The sequence below is a fragment of the Micromonospora sp. NPDC092111 genome, assembly GCF_044755745.1.
In the GTDB taxonomy this organism is placed as follows: domain Bacteria; phylum Actinomycetota; class Actinomycetes; order Mycobacteriales; family Micromonosporaceae; genus Micromonospora.
In genome coordinates, this window is sequence record NZ_JBIVRQ010000018.1 from 66,141 (window position 1) to 83,357 (window position 17,217).

Here is a 17,217-nt window from a genome sequence, read left to right on the forward strand (position 1 = left end):
CGGCCGTGCCGTCAGTGGTCGCCGCCGCGCAACTGGTCCACCGCGTGCCGGAGGATCGGCCCGAGCACGGCGAGCCCGTCCTTCGCCCCGCCCCGCGACCCGGGCAGGTTGACCACCAGCATCCGGCCGAGGACACCGGCGAGCCCCCGGGACAGCGCCGAGGTGGGCACCCGGTCACGGCTGTACGCGCGGATCGCCTCCGCGATGCCGGGGACCTCGTAGTCGAGCAGCGCCCGGGTCACGTCCGGCGTCCGGTCGGTGGGGGTGATCCCGGTGCCGCCGCTGGTCAGCACCACGTCCACCCCGTCGGCGTGGGCGGCACGCAGCGCCTGCCCGACCGGCTCGCCGTCGGGGACCACCACCGGATCGTCGACCTGGCAGCCCAGCTCCCGCAGACCGGCGACGAGCAGCGGGCCGCTGGTGTCGGCGTAGACCCCGGCGGCGGCCCGGTTGGACGCCACGACCACCCGCGCCCGGATCACGACCGGTCCTCGGGGCGGATCCACTCGCCGGTCTTGCCGCCCTCCTTGCGCAACACCCGGACCGCGTCGACGGAGGCGGCCGGGTCGACCGCCTTGACCATGTCGACCAGGGCCAGGCCGGCGACGGCGACGGCGGTCAACGCCTCCATCTCCACCCCCGTCCGGTCGGCCGTCCGCGCGGTGGCGGTGATCTCGACGGTGTCGGCGGTGAGCCGCAGTTCCACCGTGACGCCGTGCAGCGCGATCGGATGGCAGAGCGGGATCAGGTCCGGGGTGCGTTTGGCGCCCATGATTCCGGCGAGCCGGCCGACCGCCAGGGCGTCGCCCTTGGGCAGCCCGTCGCGGCGCAGCAGCGCGACCACCTCGCCGGTGGTGCGCAACCGGCCGGCGGCGACGGCGAGCCGGCCGGAGACCGGCTTGGCGGAGACGTCGACCATGCGGGCCGCACCCGCCGTGTCGACGTGGGTGAGCTGCGTGGGGTCGGTCACGCCGCGAGCCTAGCCGCCGGCCGGTCCGCGCGGGATTCACCGGCGCACCGGTTCCGTTCGGCGATCGCCGGTAGCGCCGGCCACTGCCGCACCGCGTCGACGGAATACTCGGCCGCCGGAGGCCAGAATCCGCCGTTTCCCGGACGACCGGTGGTCGGTGCGATCCGCCGGTCTCCGGCGTCCGGCGCAGATTTGTGGCGGGGGTCGGCGACCGGGGGAACCGCCGATCAGGGAGGATCGTCGCGGCACAGTTCGGCAACGGCCGGAACAACCCGGTGCGCGAATCTCCACATAGCCATCGACGTCAACTCGTCGACCAGTCGGCGGAACGCGTCGCGAACCCCGCCGACCGGGCCGGAATCGCGTCGGTCCACAGCGGACGAACCACCATGTCGGACGATCGGTGGACTCCCGAATCCCGCCCGCCGCCGTACCGCCCGACAGACCGACCGATCCGTGGAGGAGCGGACGGCCGGCAAACCCTCAGACTGATCGGAACAGTGCTGCTCACACCGCCGGTGCCGCAGCATTGCGGAGTGAATCGAGCACGGAACGGAGGCCGGTGAACGCTCTCCGCGCAACCTCTATGGACAGAACGTTATGAATCGGTGCACTATTGACTAATATTGAATATAATGACATTTATGCCTACTAAGTAGCGCCTTCCTCACTTAGGCTGCCAATCATTACTGATTCGGCTTACCGCCGCCCCTTGGGGGAGGCGCCAGGTGAAGGAGCAGCGATATGCGCGGCAACGACTGGAACTGAATTAGACCCCTGGGACAAGAGGTCACCCGGCGGTACGCTGCGGACAACGGACGCGGTCACCGGGAGGGACATGACTCTTACCCAGCGACGAGAGAACGAGACCGATCAGCCGCTGAAGCGGCTTGTCGGTCTCCTCGTCGTTGCGGCGGCCGTGGTCCTCGCACTCGCACTCCGGCCCGCGCTCTCCTCCCCGCTGCTGCTGTCGGTCAACGGCGTGTCCACCCTGTTCATGCTGATCCTCACCATCGTGGTCGGCACCCTGGTGAAAGCACGCATCCGCATCAGGTCGACCACCCATTCGATCAGCTGGAACGAGACCGCGCTCGTCATCGCCCTCGCGGTCGCGCCGCACTCATGGGTGATCATCTGCACCGCGGTCGGGGTCACCCTCGCCTCCCTCCAACTGCCACCCATCAAGCTGGCCTTCGGCGTCGCGAAGAACGTACTGATGGCCGGCGGCGCGGGTCTGGTCCTCACCGCCGTCGGGTGGACGGCGCTACCGGGGCAGCCCTGGGTCATGGTCCCGCCCCTGGCGGCCGTGTACCTGGCCGCCGTGTTCCTCGACGAGATACTGGCGATCCCGGTGATCGCGCTGGCCTCCGGCACCCGCGTCTCGCACCAGTTCCTCAGCAATCTCGACCTGCGTCTGGCGGGCTACGCCGTCCGGTTCGTCTTCGCGATCTGCACCCTGCTCATCCTGCACGCCGATCCCCGCCTGCTGCTGGCCGTGCCGCCCCTCGTGCTCAGTCTCCACCTCGCCTACTCCACCCGCATCCGTACCCGCACCGAACAGCAGGCCTGGCAGCGCCTCGCCCGCACCACCGACGCGCTCAACGTGGTCGACCTGGACAAGGTCCTCACCACCGCCGTCACCCAGGCCGCCGAGCTGTTCTCCGCCGACGAGGTCGAGATCGAGCTGCGCGACGCCGGCCGCACCGTCCGGGGCGCCGGCGGCACCATCACGTACGACGGGCCGGCCGGCGAACGCAGCGGCATCGACGGCACCGTGCTCGCCGCCCGCCTGGAGGGGCACGACGGGACCGCCGACGTCGGAATGCTGCGCCTGCGGTTCCGGGGGCCGGTGCAGTTCGTCGAGCGGGAGCAGTACACCCTGCGCACCTTCGCCTCGGCGCTGTGCACCGCAGTCCGCAACGCGCAGGCGTACGCCGAGCTGGCCCGGGTGGCCGACGAACACGCCCACGCCGCCAGCCACGACGCGCTCACCGGCCTGGCCAACCGGCGGCAACTCCTGGACCGGGGCACCGACCAGCTCGCCAGCCGGCACGCCGAGGGCGTGACCGCGCTGGTGCTGATCGACCTCAACCACTTCAAGGAGGTCAACGACACCCTCGGCCACGCCGCCGGTGACCAGGTGCTGATGCAGGTCGCCGACCGGCTGCGTGGCGCCGCCCGGGACGAGGACCTGGTGGCCCGCCTCGGCGGCGACGAGTTCGCCGTGCTGCTGCGCGCCCTGCCCGCCCCGGCGGTGGCCACGCACCGGGCCGAGACACTGCTCGGCGCGCTGCACGAACCGCTCGACGTGGACGGCATGCGGATCAGCGTGGAGGCCAGCGGCGGCATCGCGGTGGCACCGGCCAGCGGCGGCATGCCGGAGTTGCTGCGCCGGGCCGACGTGGCCATGTACCAGGCCAAACGGGCCGGCCAGCGGATCTCCACGTACGCCCCCGCCCGGGACACCGCCGACCTGGGCCGGCTCACCCTCGGCGGCGAGCTGCCCCGCGCGGTGGCCGACCACGAGTTCACCGTCAACTTCCAGCCGATCGTCGACCTCGGCACCGGCGAGGTGACCGGCGCCGAGGCGCTGGCCCGCTGGCACCACCCCACCCACGGCGTGATCGACCCGCTGCGCTTCATCGAGGCCGTGGAGCGCTCCGGCATGCTCCCGGCGTTCGCCGAGGCGATCCTGGACCAGGCGCTCATCGCCGCCGTCAACTGGCGCGCCGCCGGCTTCGACCTGCCGGTCTCGGTCAACGTCTCCCCACGCAGCCTGCTCGACGCCCGGTTCCCCGGCGCGGTGCTGGCCCGGTTACGGGCCCACGACCTGCCCCCGGACCGGCTGGTCCTGGAGCTGACCGAGACGCTGACCCTCAGCCAGCTCGACGTGGTCGACCGGGTGCTCAGCCGGCTGCGCGACTCCGGCGTCCGCCTCGCCCTGGACGACTTCGGCACCGGCTACTCCTCGCTGTCCCTGCTCTCCCGGATCCCCGTCCACGAGCTGAAGATCGACCGCAGCTTCGTCACCGCCATGGAAGGCTCCGCCGAGGCGGCTGCCGTCATCCGCTCCACCCTCGACCTCGGCCGCAGCCTCGACCTCGCGGTCGTCGCCGAGGGCGTGGAGAGCGAACCGCAGCGGCGGGCACTCTGGTCCCTCGGCTGTGCCGCCGGCCAGGGGCACCTGTTCGCCCGACCGCTGCCCGCCGGCGCCCTGCTCGCCGCCCTCCAACGCGGCTCCGGCGGCCGGCCCGGTGCCCTCGTCGCACCGCTGCACGACACCGGCGCGGTCATCCGGCTCAGCACCCCCGGCCGCCGCCAGCCCGGCCGGGGCCGCACGGCGGGTCTGCCACACTTGCCGGCGTGACCGCCGCCGACCGAGCCGCCCGCACCTGGCGGGCCGTCGACTCCGCCGCCTGTGGGCTCGCCCTCGACCTCGGCCTGTACACGGTCTCCGCCGCGTTCGCCGCGATCACCGCCGCCACCTCCACCCTGCTGCCGCACCGCGGCTGGGGGAGCATCGCCGCCGCCGGCTACCTCCTCGCGGCGCTGCTGGTCGGCGGGCAGCTCCTGGCCCGGCGGCGACACCCGACCCTGGCCGGCACCACCGCCCGCTGGGCGGTCACCGGGTTCGCCTGGGCCAGCACCGCCCTGCTGCCCCTCGTCACGCAGGCCGTCCAGCGGGCGGCCGGCCGCACCGACCGCGCCCAGGAGGAGGTGGTGGTGGTCGAGCACGCCGGCATCCGGCTCGCCGAACACGGCACCCCCTACCTGGGACCGGACGCGATCGCCGCGCTCCCCGCCGACGAACGGCTGCTCGGCTACACCCCGTACCAGCCGGGAATGGCCCTGTTCGGGCTGCCCCGGGCCGCCACCGACGCCTGGTGGACCGACTCCCGCATCTGGTTCGCCCTGGTCACCGCAGTGGCACTCGCCCTCGCGGTCGGCGCGCTGCGCGGCACCGTACGCCCCGGCACCGCCCGCCCCGCCGGGCCGACGGTGCTGCGCGGCGTACAGGCGGCGACCGTACTGCCGATCTGCGCCCTCACCCTGGCCACCGGCGGCGACGACCTCCCCGTACTCGCGCTCTGCCTGCTGGCGCTGGCCCTCGCCGCCGCCGGCCGACCCGGCGCGGCCGGCGCGGCGGTCGGCGTGGCCGGCGCGTTGAAGCTCTTCGCCTGGCCGGTCGCCCTGGTCCTCATCTTCTGGGCGACGACCCGGCGGGCCGGCCTGCGGGTCGCCGCCGGCGCGCTCGGGCTGCCCGTGCTCGCCCTCGTGCCGGCCCTGCTGGTCGACCGGGACGCGCTGGTGGAGAACGTGCTCCGCTTCCCGCTCGGCCACGGTCAGGTCACCAGCCCCGCCCAGTCCCCCTTCCCCGGCCACCTGATCGCCACCGCGCTCCCCGGCGGCCGGGTCGTCGCCGCCGCGCTGCTCGTCGCCGTCGGCGGGGCGATCGCCGTCCGGCTCGTCCGGCGCCCGCCACGCACCGCCGCCGCCACCACGCTCGGCTGCGGGTACGGCCTGCTCGCCGCGATCCTGCTGATGCCCTCGACCCGCTTCGGCTACCTGCTCTACCCGCTCGCCCTGCTGGTCTGGGCACCCGCCCTGGACGCCGGCCGGGCCCCCGTTTCGGCCGAGTCGCCGCCGGAGGCCGTCCTCAGGGCGTAGACCTGAGGACATGAGCACCTACCGGGACCGGGCCGACGCCGGCCGGCAGCTCGCCGAACGGCTCACCGCGCTGGTCGGCCAACCCGACGTCGTCGTACTGGGACTGGTCCGCGGCGGCGTCCCCGTGGCCCGGGTGATCGCCGACCGGCTCGGCGCCCCGCTCGACGTGCTGGTGGTCCGCAAACTCGGCATGCCCTGGGCGCCCGAGGTCGCCTTCGGCGCGCTCGGCCCCGCCGGGGTACGGGTCCTCAACGACCCGGTCGCCGCCCGACTCGGCCCCGACGACATCGCCGAGGTGCAACGCCGCGAGCAGGCCGAACTGGACCGGCGGGAGGCCCGCTACCGGTCCGGACGGGCACCGCTCGACCTGACCGGCCGAACCGCCGTGGTCGTCGACGACGGCCTGGCCACCGGCGCGACCGCCCGCGCCGCCGTACAGGTCACCCGCCAGCTCGGTGCCCGCCGGGTCGTCGTCGCCGTACCCGTCGGCTCGCAGGAGGCGTACGAGATGTTGGCCGCCGACGCCGACCAGGTGATCTGTGCCCAACGCCCGCCCGACTTCGGCGCGGTCGGGGCCTACTACGACGACTTCCACGAGGTCACCGACGACGAGGTGACCGAGGCATTGACCGCCACGGCCTGAAAACTCGCGGCGACCGGGTACCGTCGAGCGATGCAGCTCACCTGTCCCAAGTGTCACGGAGACATGCGCCAGTACGAGCGCAGTGGAGTCGTCATCGACCAGTGCGGCGAGTGCCGGGGGATCTTCCTGGACCGCGGCGAACTCGAGAAGCTGTTCGAGGCCGAGGCCAACTGGAACCAGCAGCACGGCGCTCCCGTCCCCGCTGCCGGCCAGCCGGGTCACGTCCCCGGCCCGCAGCACGTCCACACGCCGGGCGGGTACGCGCCCCCGCCGCCGCCCCCGCCCGCCCCGACCCACCACCAGCCGGGTTACGGCGCGGTGCCGCCGCCCCCGCCCCCGCCGCCCGCGCACGGCTACCCGCAGCAGCCCGCGTACGGCACCCACGGCGGGTACGGGCAGCAGCAGCACCACGGCTACCACGGCCACTACAAGCGCAAGAAGCACAAGGGCTTCCTCGACGAGATGTTCGGCTGACCGGCACGTCACGACCGGGTCGGGTTCCGCCGCCCGGCCCGGTCACCTCGCTCGACCCTCCGTCGCCACGCTGACCGACCGGGAGCGGCAGGAGCTGGGCGAGGCCGCCGGCTGGTTCCGCTCCTCGGGGGTTAACCGAACCTCACCGGCGTCACCCGATGGCCATGTCCACGAATCGGGATAGATGGAGTTGAGCCGCGACCGTGATGCTGTCGGTCGGCCCGTTCCTGTGCTTGGCGATGATGAAATCCGCCTCGCCGGCGCGCGGCGACTCCTTGTCGTAGTAGTCGTCCCGGTGCAAGAGGATCACCACGTCAGCATCCTGTTCAATGGACCCAGATTCCCGCAAATCGGACAACTGGGGACGCTTGTCGGTGCGCTGCTCGGGGCCACGGTTGAGCTGGCTGACCGCGATCACCGGGCACTCGACCTCCTTCGCCAGCAGCTTCAGGCCACGGGACAGGTCCGCGACCTCCTGCTGGCGGCTCTCGGTGCGCTTCGGCGAGGTCATGAGCTGGAGGTAGTCGACCACGATCATCTTGAGGTCGTGCTTCTGCTTGAGCCGGCGTGCCTTCGCCCGGATCTCCATCAGGTTCATGCTCGGGGTGTCGTCCACGAAGAGCGGCGCCTCGCTGATCTCGCCCATGCAGCGGGCCAGCTTGGTCCAGTCGTCGTCGGAGAGCTGGCCGCTGCGCAGGACGTGCAGCGGGACCCGCGCCTCGGCCGAGAGCAGCCGCATGACGATCTCGACCTTGCTCATTTCCAGCGAGAAGATGGCGGCGGCCTGGTTGGCACGGATGGCCGCATTCCGGGCAAAATCCATGCTTGCTGTAGATTTTCCCAAACCGGGGCGGCCGGCCACGATGATGAGCTGCCCCGGGTGCAGGCCGTTGAGCAGCCGGTCCAGGTCGGTGAAGCCGGTCGGTACGCCGGTCATCACGCCGCCCTGCGCACCGACCGCCTCGATCTCGTCCAGGGTCGGCTGGAGCATGTCGGCGAGCACCGCGAAGTCCTCGCTGACCCGCCGCTCGGTGATCTCGTAGACCGCCTGCTGGGCCAGGTCGACGACGTCGTCGACGTCCCGGCTGCCGCCGGCGGCGGTGCCGTAGCCGAGCTGCACGATCCGGGTGCCGGCCTCGACCAGCCGGCGCAGCACCGCACGCTCGCCCACGATCCGGGCGTAGTAGGAGGCGTTCGCCGCCGTCGGTACGGCGGCCATGCAGGTGTGCAGGTAGGGAGCACCACCCACCCGAGCCAGGTCGCCCGAGTCGGCCAGGGCCGCCGCGACCGTGATCCCGTCGGCCGGTTCGCCCCGGCCGTAGATGTCGAGGATGGCGTCGAAGATGGTGGCGTGGACGGGCCGGTAGAAGTCGGTGGTCTTGAGGATCTCGACGACGTCGGCGATCGCGTCCTTGGACAGCAGCATGCCGCCGATGACGCACTGCTCGGCGGCGACGTCCTGGGGCGGGGTCTTGTCGAACTGGCCGTCGCGGGGCGGCGGGGCGGACGACTGCCCACCGGACCGGGGCTCCGCCCGCATGTCGTCGGTGACCGACACGGATCCCCCTCCACAGCGTCAGGTCGAGTTCCAGCAGTACCGGGGCAGTCTGGGCAGCTTCCGATCGGACCGGTCCGGTCGATCGGGGGGCCATCGCGCGACCGGTCGGTGCCCCACGATACGGAACCCGAGGTCAGACCCTCAACAGCCGCGGTGGACGAGCCTCGGGACAACCTGTGGACGCGGGTGGACAAGCATGTGCGCAGCGTGTGCACAGCCTGTGGAAAACCACTGGGGAATTCTGGCTCAGTCCGCTCTGACCTGCGGGTTCGTCATCCCCACCCTGTGGACGAATAATTTCTGGTAAGGCTGTCGGGGCGATTTTCCCGTACTATCCCTGGACAGCGGATTGCACTTTCGGTTGAGAAGGGTCACGCTCCGGCCGTGAGTTACCGGGACTGGGAGCGCGGGGAGGGCAGCCCGCGCGAGCGTCAGCCGATCGCCCCGTGGGACGACCTCGATCCGGTCCCGTCCGATCCGTACTCCCCGACGGACCGCTACCGGACGCCGAGCCGCCGACGGGCGGTCGAGCGTGGCCAGCAGGAGCCGATCGACGCCTACCTGCCGCGTTGGGCGGTGGAGTCGGGGATCGCGCACGCCGACGGGCGGGGCCGGCACGCCGCCCCCGACGACGAGGCCGACGAGGCCGACGACGTCCGCCCGGTCTCCGGGGTGGGCCGGCGCGCGGCCCGACGCCAGCGGGAGAGCCAACGCGGGGAGATGCGCGCCATCGGCGCGGCCCCCGACTCCGACCACACCCGGGAGTGGACCTTCGACCGTCCCCAGGAGCAGGGGTACGTCGGCAGCCGGCGGGCCGATTCCGACCAGGGGGAGCCGGTCTCCGGGGCCGCCCCCACGGCCCGGCCGCGTCGGTCCCCGGCCCGTCGGCCGCAGGTGATCTGGTCGGGCGGGGACGAGTCCGACTCCCCTCCCGAGGAGGTCACGCCGGAGCGCCCCGCCCGACGGCGTCGACGGGCCACGGACGACTCCTGGTCCCGCCCGGCGAGTGACCCGTGGAGCCGTCTCCCCGGGCCGGAGCCGGAGCCGGAGTACCGGCCGGCGGTGGACCCGTGGGACGCGTCCGGCGTGCACACCTGGCAGGCCCCAACCGTCGACGACCGGTGGGACCGTGCTGCCGGGGCCTCGCGGTGGGACCAGAGCGACAGCACCGGGCAGTGGGACCGGTTCACCGACACCGCCCAGTGGGACCGGTTCACCGAGGCGGCGCAGTGGGACCGCACCGACGCCGGCCAGTGGGGGACGGCGACCGGGGCGGACGCTCGGGACCGTGTCGAACCGGACCGGTGGGACCGTACCGAGCCGCCCCGGTCGGCGGAGCCGGTGACGGGCGAGGGCTGGCCGTGGGGGGAGCAGCCGGAGGGTTTCTGGTCGGGCACCCGCCTGGCGGGGGACGACCCACGGTGGATGGATCCGCCGCCGTCGGCGCCCCGGTCGCCGGTGGTGGGTTACACCGCGCCCCGGCCGCGCTCGGCGCCCCGGCGTCGGGCCGAGCCGGCGGGTGGTCGGGCGGTCGCGGCGTCCGCGCTGCGCGAACGGATCGGGTCGGTGGGCGGCGGGACCTCGTACCGTCGTCTTGAGGACGACCTGCTCGACCCGGATCCGGGTGGTCCGCTGCGCCCGCTGGTCTACACCGCCGCCTGCTACCTGCTGCCGGCGGTGCTGGTGTTCGTGTGGCTGTTGACCCTGGACGGTCGGGTGCCGGCTGGTTGTGTCACGGACATCAGCGGGGGCGGCTGCGACTCGCCCCGGGCGCACGCCTTCGGCTCGCTGGTCGCGGGCGCCCCCCGGTTCGGGTTGGCGCTGCTGAGCAGCCTGGTGGTGGCGGTGCTGCTGCGCCGGGTCGGGACGACCTGGCGGTCGGCGACGGTGGCGTTGGCCTCGGCGGTGGTCGGTGGGGGTCTCTCCACGGTGGTGATCAGCGCGGTCACCGGTCAACCGATCGGCTGACCACCGTTCCGTACGCGAAAGGGCCCGCACCGGAATCCGGTGCGGGCCCTTCGCGTGGTGCCGTGGTGTGGTGTCAGCCCTGGACGACGCTGAGGTCGAACTTGGCGGTCACCTCGGGGTGCAGCTTGATCCGCACCGGGTAGGAGCCGGTCGACTTGATGTGACCGGGCATCTCAAGCCGACGACGGTCGAGGGCCGGGCCGCCGGCCGCCTTGACGGCGTCGACGATCTCGGCCGGGGTGACCGAGCCGAAGAGCCGGCCACCGTCACCGGCGCGGGCCTTCAGGCTGACCTTCAGACCCTCAAGCTGGTCCTTGACCTCGTTGGCGTGGCCCAGGTCGCGGATCTCGCGGGCCGAACGGGCCCGCTTGATGACCGTGACCTGCTTCTCCGCACCCTTGGTCCAGCTGATCGCGAAGCCCTGCGGCAGCAGGTAGTTACGGCCGTAGCCGTCCTTGACCTCGACGATGTCGCCGGGGGCACCGAGACCGGAAACTTCCTGAGTCAGGATGATCTTCATTTCGGTGCCTCCTCTCAGCGGGCCGTGGCGGTGTACGGCAGGAGCGCCATCTCACGGGCGTTCTTGACCGCACGGGCGATCTGCCGCTGCTGCTGCGAGGTGACGCCGGTCACCCGCCGAGCGCGGATCTTGCCGCGGTCGGAGATGAACTTACGCAGCAGCGCGGTGTCCTTGTAATCGATGTAGGTGATCCCGTCCTTGTCGAGCGGGTTCACCTTCTTCTTCGGCTTGCGAAGTGCCGCAGCCTTGGCCATTGCACGTGCTCCTGGTTTGCGATCGCGGGCGCTCGGCGCCATTAGAACGGGGGCTCCTCATCGAAGTTGCCGCCCGAACCACCGCGGGAGGGGGCCGGAGCAGCCGAGGCCCAGGGGTCGTCGAAGTTGCCTCCGCCGCCGCCCTGGCCGCCACCGCCACCGGAGCCGAAGCCACCGCCGCCGCCACCGGAGCGCGACATCTTCTGCACCTTCGCCGTGGCGTAGCGCAGCGACGGGCCGATCTCGTCGACCTCAAGCTCGATGACGGTGCGCTTCTCACCCTCGCGGGTCTCGTACGACCGCTGACGCAGCCGACCCGAGACGATCACGCGGGCGCCCCGCTGGAGCGACTCGGCGACGTGCTCCGCCGCCTGCCGCCACACGGTGCAGGCCAGGAAGAGCGGCTCGCCGTCCTTCCACTCGTTGGTGGTCTTGTCCATGAACCGGGGCGTCGAAGCGACCCGGAACTTGGCGACCGCCGCACCGGACGGGGTGAACCGCAACTCGGGGTCATCGGTCAGGTTGCCGATGACCGTGATGGTGGTGTCTCCTGCCATGACCATCTCCTCGCGCACTCATCGTTCTGCCGTACAGGCTCTCAGAGCCCTCCGACAGTGCCGATGAGGCTGATCCGGGCGAACCGGGTTGAATGCTTAGCGCATCTCCGGCCGGATGACCTTGGTGCGCAGCACGGACTCGTTGAGCCGCAGCTGGCGGTCGAGTTCGGCCACCGCCTCCGGCGTCGCCTGAAGGTCAACGACGGCGTAGATGCCCTCGGCCTTCTTGTTGATCTCGTACGCGAGGCGCCGGCGGCCCCACACGTCGGTCTTCTCCACCGAGCCACCCGCGGTCCGGATCACGTTCAGGTACGTGTCGAGCGACGGGGCGACGGTGCGCTCCTCGAGACTGGCATCGAGGATCACCATGACTTCGTAGTGACGCAAGACGTGCTCACCTCCTGTGGGCTAGGCGGCCACGGTCCTTCCGTGGCAGGAGGTCGTGCGTCGTGTCCGCCCCGGGCCGGGGGAACCCGGCCGGACGCGGACAACCGGACCAGGATACCCGGTCGCAACGATCATCCCCGGGCAGGCCGGCACGGCCGGTCGGGAACGGTGACAGGGGCCCGCCGCGGCACCCGAAGGCCGGCGGCGGACCCCTGTCCACGGGGCCGCGGGGCGTCCCGGTCCGCATTCCTTGGGTGGGACCTGGGGAGGAACGACCACACCGATGAGGTTGGATCGAGGACACCCCGCGGAGCTTCATCCTGTTGTTATCCGACGGTACAACGACAATCGTCACATCACGGCCGGATTGGAACTATTAGTCCGAGATTTTGGCTGGTCGGAGATGGTGGCCCGGGTACCGCCGCCACCCGGTCCCGAACCGCCCGGCCGGGTGACCGTGCCAGACCTGCTCCACCGGCCGGTCCCGGTCGCCGGAAGAGCCGGCCATCGATCCCACCCCACTCAACGACCCCCGGGCCGGCGGGTGACGCGCGGGGCGTCCGAACAGCGCCGCGACTCCCCCGCGACCGTCGCCCCCGGCGTCGGGCCCGCGACGTAGGCTCGCCTGCATGCGTATCGGAGCCCACGTCGACCAGACCGACCCGCTGGCGGAAGCGGCCGCCCGTTCCGCCGAGGCGGTGCAGTTCTTCCTCGCCGACCCGCAGGGTTGGAAGGCCCCGAAACCCCGGGAGGACGCGGACCGGCTGCGCGCCGCCGACGTCGACCTCTACGTCCACGCCCCGTACGTCATCAACGTGGCCACCCTGAACAACCGGATCCGCATCCCCAGCCGCAAGCTCCTGCTGGCCCACGCGACCGCGGCGGGCCAGCTCGGTGCCCGGGGCCTGATCGTGCACGGCGGGCACGTCAACACCGGTGACGACCTGGCGGTCGGCTTCGACAACTGGCGCAAGACCTTCGCGTTCGCGGCGGACGCCGGTGGTTTCCCGCTCCCGGTCCTGATCGAGAACACGGCCGGCGGCGACAACGCCTGCGCCCGGCGGCTCGACGCGCTGGCCCGGCTCTGGGACGCGCTCGGCGACTACGAGGTCGGCTTCTGTCTGGACACCTGCCACGCCCATGCCGGCGGCGAGGAACTGCTCGACCTGGTCGACCGGGTCAAGGCGATCACCGGCCGGATCGACCTGGTGCACGCCAACAACTCCAAGGGCGGGTTCAACTCCGGCCAGGACCGGCACGACAACCTCGACGGCGGCACCATCGACCCGGAGCTGGTGGTCGCCGTGATCCGGGCGGCCGGCGCCCCGGTCATCGTGGAGACCCCCGGCGGCGCCACCGGCCAGAGCGCGGACATCGCCTTCCTCCGCGACCAGCTCGGCACGGGGGCCTGATCGCCGATGACCACCAACGCGACCGGCGGCAGCCAGCCGACCGGGCAGGCCAGCGGGAACGACACCGCACCCGGCCCGGGCAACGACAGCACGCCCGCCTCCGGCAAGGACAGCACGCCCGACCCGGGCAGGGACGCCAGGCCCGACACCGCGAAGGACGCCAAGCCCGAGTCCGCGAAGGACACCACGGCCGGCACGGGCACGGCCGGCGGCGGCGCGGGCGAGGCGGAACGGAAGGACGGCGCGGCCGAGCCGGACCCGTGGACGTCGTTCGGGCCCGCCCCCGAGCCGGTGCCCGGCCGTCCCCGGCGGGTCGCCCGCGCGACCGGCCGGTTCCTGGTGCACGAGTGGACGCTCGCCCTCCTCGCCTCACTCGCCCTCGCCGCGGGGCTGACCTGGCCGACCCTGCGCTACCCGCTCTACACGTTGCCGCAGGACTACTGGGACCCGAGCCTGCAGGCCTGGCAGTTGGCCTGGTCGGGACACGCGCTGCGGACGAACCCGGCGCAGCTCTTCCAGTCCAACACGTTCTTCCCCGAGCAGTGGAGCTTCGCCTTCTCCGACATGCTGCTCGGGTACGCCCCGGCCGGCCTGCTCGGCACCGGCCCGGACGCCGCCGTGCTCCGCTACAACATCATGTTCGTGCTGGCCCACGCGCTGGCCACGTTCGGGGCGTACGTGCTGGCCCGGCAGTTGGGCGCGGGACGGATCGGATCGGCGGTGGCCGGGGTCAGCTACACGTACGCGCCGTGGCTGCTCGCCCAGGCCGGCCACCTGCACATCGTCTCCAACGGCGGGATCCCGCTGGCGCTGGCCATGCTGGCCCGGGGCCATGGCTGGTCGCTGCGGCACGGCTACCGTCCCGAGCGGCGTCGGGTCGGTTGGACGTACGCCGGCTGGGTGGTGGCGGCCTGGCAGCTCAGCCTCGGCTTCGGCATCGGCCTGGTGTTCGCCTACGTCCTCGCCGCCACCGTGCTGGTCGCGGCGGTGGTCTGGTTCTGGCGGCGGCGCACGGTACGGCGGCCGTTCGGCCGGAAGCTGTTCGTCGCCGACCTGGTCGGCGGGCTGCTCTTCGCCGCCGTCGGCGCGCTGCTGGCGGTGCCGTACTTCAAGGTGGCCGAGCTGCACCCGAACGCGGAGCGGACGATCGGTGACATCGGCGTCTACTCCCCGCCGGCGAGCGGCTTCTTCACCGCGCCCGCCGAGTCGCGGATCTGGGGCGGGCTGCACGAGGGGGCACGGGCGGCGCTGCCCTGGCACCCGGAGATGACGCTGCTGCCGGGCTTCGTGCTGTACGCGCTGGCAGCCGGCGGGCTGTTCTTCTCGGTGTGGCGGCTGCGGCACCGGCTGCTGCTGCTCGCCGGCGTGCTGGTGACCATGGTGCTGGCGATGGGCAGCCGGTTCTTCGGTGGCACCTACACCTACGCGCCGCTGTTCGAGTACCTGCCGGGCTTCAACGGGCTGCGCACGCCGGGCCGGATGATGCTCTGGACGACGCTGCTGCTCGGCCTGCTGGCGGCCGGCGCGGTGAGCGCCTTCGCCGAGCGGGTCCGCGAGATCAGCGCCGAGCGGGTGCCGTCCTGGCCGTCGCCGTGGCTGCGCGCGGCCACCCTGCTGCCGCTGCTGCTGGTGACCGTGGAGGGGTTGAACAGCACGCCGCACCCGGTGGTGCCGGAGCAGCCGGTGGCGATGCGCACGGTGGACGGTCCGATGCTGGTGCTGCCGAGCGGCCAGAACCAGGACCAGCCGGTGATGCTCTGGTCGACCAGCCGATTCCAGCAGGTGGTGAACGGCGGCAGCGGGTTCACTCCGGTGCAGCTCGACGACGTGCGCCGGGTGACCCTGGCCTTCCCCGACCGGACCAGCGTCGACTACCTGCGCACGCTCGGCGTCCGCAACGTGGTGGTGCTGCGCGACCAGATCGCCGGCACCCCGTGGGAGGTGACGGTGGACGGCCCGGTCGACCAGTTGGGCATCACCCGCGAGCAGGTGGGCAACGCCGTGGTGTTCCGTCTCTGACTCGGGTTGCGGGGGAGCCCGGCCGGCTCCGGGCGGTCAGGCTTGATCCCTGCGCCGGCCGGGCTCCCCGCAGACCTGACGGGCGCACGGCCGTCTCGGACTTGCGCCTCTGGCTGGGACGCGGTTGTCAGGCGTTGGCGGGTTCTGGTTCGGGGTCGGGGGTGGGGGCTGGGCGGCGCAGTCTGGCCAGCCAGGGTGCGTCGGGGGCGCCGTCCAGGACGCCGCCGTCCGGGTCGTCGGGGTACGTCCAGCGGACCGCGTCACGCTCCGGACGGAGGATGTCCTTTACGATCAGGACGCAGAGCAGCACGACGGTGCCCAGCCGCAGCGACGAGGCGAGCACGAAGACGCCCTCGGGGAACACCGGCCGGTTGGTGGCCGCGCCGAGCAGTTCGCCGTAGAAGGCGACGAAGTAGCAGACCTCGGCGAGTTGCCAGGCGAGGAACGCCCCCCAACGGGGGCGGGCCAGCACCGCCAGTGGCAGCAGCCAGAGCACGAACTGCTGCGACCAGACCTTGCTGAAGATCAGGAACGCGGCCACCACCAGGAAGGCGAGCTGGGCGAGCCGGGGGCGGCGCGGTGCCCGCAGGGCCAGCGCGGCCACGCCGAGGCAGGCCAGCCCGAAGAGGGCGTACGACAGGTAGTTCAGCGTCGGGATGTTGGCGTTCAGCCACTCGAAGGGGCCCTGCTCGCCGGGGCTGCCGGTGTTCACCTTGCCGTCCAGGTACCGGCCGATGTACCAGAGCGTGCCCCAGTCGATGGGCCGGGTGGTGTTCAGCTCGAAGAACCGGTTCCAGTTGTCCGGGTACGCCCGGGCGGCCGGCAGGTTCACCGCGACCAGCGCGACCAGCGCGGTGGCCAGGGCGGTCAGCGCGGCCCGCATTCGGCCCGCGCGCAGGGCGAGGACCAGGATCGGCCCGAGCAGGAACAGCGGCCACATCTTCGCCGCACCGGCCAGGCCGAGCAGTACGCCGGCCACGGCGGGTTGCCGTTTCGCCCAGGCGGCCAGCCCGAAGGCGGCCAGCCCGATGGCGAGGAAGTCCCAGTTGACGGTGGCGGTGAGAAAGAGCGCCGGGGCCAGCGCGAAGAGCGCGGCGTCCCAGGGTCGTCGGCGGCGCAGGGCGAGGATCACCGCGACCGTGGCGACGGCGAGGGCGCTGAGGGTCAGCGCGTTGGCGTTGTAGAACCACCGGCCCTGGTTGATCGTCGGGTCGTCGACGCCGAGGGCGTGCACCGGCAGGCCGAGCGCGCCCATCATGTAACCGGTGAGCACCGGATACTCGACGGGATGGTCCCGGTAGGGGACCTTGCCCTCGTTGAGCCCCTCGGCGTAGTAGAGGGCGAGTACGTCGGTGTAGCAGAGCCGGGTGTACTGCACGTTGTTCTGCCAGGCACCGTCCTGACAGGGCGACTTCTGCACCCAGTGCAGGGCGAGGGTCAGGCAGACCAGGGCCAGCACGATCCGGGCCGCCGTCCAGAACCGACGCTCCCGTCCGGCGGGCCGGTCGAGGGCGACCGCGTGGTCGCCGAGCGGCCCGCCGATCGCCTCGGAGACGCCGCGGACGAAGCCGTCCGAACGGGACGGGTGGTCGCTGCTCCCGGCGTCGTCGATGCCGGCCGTCGACTGGGTGCTCATGAAGAAGCATCCTGCCCTACGAATGGCTCCCGGACGAGGAGCATGTTTCCGACCGGGGCGACCTGCCGTCCGCCGGGCCGCTGTCGTCGGGAAACTGCCCCGGAAAACGCCGCTGCCGGCAACCACGTGGTGGTGGCTGCCGGCAGCGTCA

General features: G+C 72.4%; 15 protein-coding genes. 7 read left to right on the plus strand and 8 right to left on the minus strand.

Annotated elements, in window-relative coordinates; all coding sequences use genetic code 11:
- Positions 1-11 precede the first annotated feature (11 nt).
- Complete coding sequence (locus ACIQG9_RS26060; RefSeq protein WP_400407323.1) at positions 12-482, minus strand: molybdenum cofactor biosynthesis protein B; 471 nt, start codon at positions 480-482, stop codon at positions 12-14.
- The gene (moaC, locus tag ACIQG9_RS26065) at positions 479-970 is read right to left on the minus strand and encodes a cyclic pyranopterin monophosphate synthase MoaC (protein ID WP_400407326.1); all 492 of its coding nucleotides are present in this window, start codon (positions 968-970) and stop codon (positions 479-481) included. Before moaC ends, ACIQG9_RS26060 begins: the two co-directional genes overlap by 4 nt.
- 838 nt (positions 971-1,808) lie before the next feature.
- On the opposite strand from moaC, the gene ACIQG9_RS26070 reads away from it, so the two are divergent.
- Genes ACIQG9_RS26070 through ACIQG9_RS26085 form a run of 4 tightly spaced genes read left to right on the plus strand, consistent with a single transcriptional unit; the run spans position 1,809 to position 6,755 of the window.
- A complete protein-coding gene (locus ACIQG9_RS26070; protein WP_400407329.1) occupies positions 1,809-4,337 on the plus strand; it encodes a putative bifunctional diguanylate cyclase/phosphodiesterase in 2,529 nt (842 codons plus the stop codon).
- A complete protein-coding gene (locus tag ACIQG9_RS26075) occupies positions 4,334-5,638 on the plus strand; it encodes a glycosyltransferase 87 family protein (protein WP_400407331.1) in 1,305 nt (434 codons plus the stop codon). The genes ACIQG9_RS26070 and ACIQG9_RS26075 overlap by 4 nt, the downstream gene beginning before the upstream one ends.
- 10 nt (positions 5,639-5,648) lie before the next feature.
- Positions 5,649-6,281, plus strand: coding sequence for a phosphoribosyltransferase (locus ACIQG9_RS26080; RefSeq protein ID WP_400407334.1), 633 nt, complete (start codon positions 5,649-5,651; stop codon positions 6,279-6,281).
- A 30-nt stretch (positions 6,282-6,311) separates the two neighbouring features.
- On the plus strand, positions 6,312-6,755 hold the full coding sequence (locus ACIQG9_RS26085; protein WP_400407336.1) for a zf-TFIIB domain-containing protein: 444 nt from the start codon (positions 6,312-6,314) through the stop codon (positions 6,753-6,755).
- Between the two features lie 151 nt (positions 6,756-6,906).
- Here ACIQG9_RS26085 and dnaB read toward each other — a convergent pair whose 3' ends face one another.
- The gene (dnaB, locus tag ACIQG9_RS26090; RefSeq protein WP_400407339.1) at positions 6,907-8,313 is read right to left on the minus strand and encodes a replicative DNA helicase; all 1,407 of its coding nucleotides are present in this window, start codon (positions 8,311-8,313) and stop codon (positions 6,907-6,909) included.
- A 384-nt stretch (positions 8,314-8,697) separates the two neighbouring features.
- On the opposite strand from dnaB, the gene ACIQG9_RS26095 reads away from it, so the two are divergent.
- Entirely contained in the window at positions 8,698-10,281 is a 1,584-nt protein-coding gene (locus ACIQG9_RS26095) for a hypothetical protein (protein ID WP_400407342.1), read from the plus strand.
- Positions 10,282-10,354: 73 nt separating this feature from the next.
- On the opposite strand, the gene rplI is transcribed toward ACIQG9_RS26095, so the two are convergent.
- The 4 genes from rplI to rpsF all read right to left on the minus strand — a co-directional run bounded on the left by rplI (position 10,355) and on the right by rpsF (position 11,999).
- Complete coding sequence (gene rplI, locus ACIQG9_RS26100; RefSeq protein WP_400407344.1) at positions 10,355-10,801, minus strand: 50S ribosomal protein L9; 447 nt, start codon at positions 10,799-10,801, stop codon at positions 10,355-10,357.
- Positions 10,802-10,815: 14 nt separating this feature from the next.
- The gene (gene rpsR / locus ACIQG9_RS26105; protein WP_007073789.1) at positions 10,816-11,055 is read right to left on the minus strand and encodes a 30S ribosomal protein S18; all 240 of its coding nucleotides are present in this window, start codon (positions 11,053-11,055) and stop codon (positions 10,816-10,818) included.
- 41 nt (positions 11,056-11,096) lie between these two features.
- Positions 11,097-11,630 carry a single-stranded DNA-binding protein gene (locus ACIQG9_RS26110; protein ID WP_186832304.1) on the minus strand — a complete coding sequence of 178 codons (534 nt, stop codon included), beginning with the start codon at positions 11,628-11,630 and terminating at the stop codon, positions 11,097-11,099.
- A 78-nt stretch (positions 11,631-11,708) separates the two neighbouring features.
- Positions 11,709-11,999, minus strand: coding sequence for a 30S ribosomal protein S6 (rpsF, locus tag ACIQG9_RS26115; protein ID WP_400407348.1), 291 nt, complete (start codon positions 11,997-11,999; stop codon positions 11,709-11,711).
- 629 nt (positions 12,000-12,628) lie between these two features.
- Between rpsF and ACIQG9_RS26120 the strand changes: the two genes are divergently transcribed.
- Positions 12,629-13,411 carry a deoxyribonuclease IV gene (locus ACIQG9_RS26120; RefSeq protein WP_400407351.1) on the plus strand — a complete coding sequence of 261 codons (783 nt, stop codon included), beginning with the start codon at positions 12,629-12,631 and terminating at the stop codon, positions 13,409-13,411.
- A 6-nt stretch (positions 13,412-13,417) separates the two neighbouring features.
- Positions 13,418-15,430, plus strand: a complete 2,013-nt coding sequence (locus ACIQG9_RS26125) for a hypothetical protein (protein WP_400407353.1) — start codon at positions 13,418-13,420, stop codon at positions 15,428-15,430.
- A gap of 127 nt (positions 15,431-15,557) precedes the next feature.
- Here the strand turns inward: ACIQG9_RS26125 and ACIQG9_RS26130 are convergent, their stop codons facing one another.
- On the minus strand, positions 15,558-17,066 hold the full coding sequence (locus ACIQG9_RS26130; RefSeq protein WP_400407354.1) for a glycosyltransferase family 87 protein: 1,509 nt from the start codon (positions 17,064-17,066) through the stop codon (positions 15,558-15,560).
- Positions 17,067-17,217 lie beyond the last annotated feature (151 nt).

Excerpts from the sequence above, each read along its gene's own strand:
- rpsR (WP_007073789.1), bottom strand. The coding sequence starts at position 11,055 with ATGGCCAAGGCTGCGGCACTTCGCAAGCCGAAGAAGAAGGTGAACCCG.
- ACIQG9_RS26085 (WP_400407336.1), top strand. The coding sequence starts at position 6,312 with ATGCAGCTCACCTGTCCCAAGTGTCACGGAGACATGCGCCAGTACGAG.
- ACIQG9_RS26070 (WP_400407329.1), top strand. The coding sequence starts at position 1,809 with ATGACTCTTACCCAGCGACGAGAGAACGAGACCGATCAGCCGCTGAAG.
- ACIQG9_RS26080 (WP_400407334.1), top strand. The coding sequence starts at position 5,649 with ATGAGCACCTACCGGGACCGGGCCGACGCCGGCCGGCAGCTCGCCGAA.
- ACIQG9_RS26120 (WP_400407351.1), top strand. The coding sequence starts at position 12,629 with ATGCGTATCGGAGCCCACGTCGACCAGACCGACCCGCTGGCGGAAGCG.
- ACIQG9_RS26125 (WP_400407353.1), top strand. The coding sequence starts at position 13,418 with ATGACCACCAACGCGACCGGCGGCAGCCAGCCGACCGGGCAGGCCAGC.
- ACIQG9_RS26130 (WP_400407354.1), bottom strand. The coding sequence starts at position 17,066 with ATGAGCACCCAGTCGACGGCCGGCATCGACGACGCCGGGAGCAGCGAC.
- rplI (WP_400407344.1), bottom strand. The coding sequence starts at position 10,801 with ATGAAGATCATCCTGACTCAGGAAGTTTCCGGTCTCGGTGCCCCCGGC.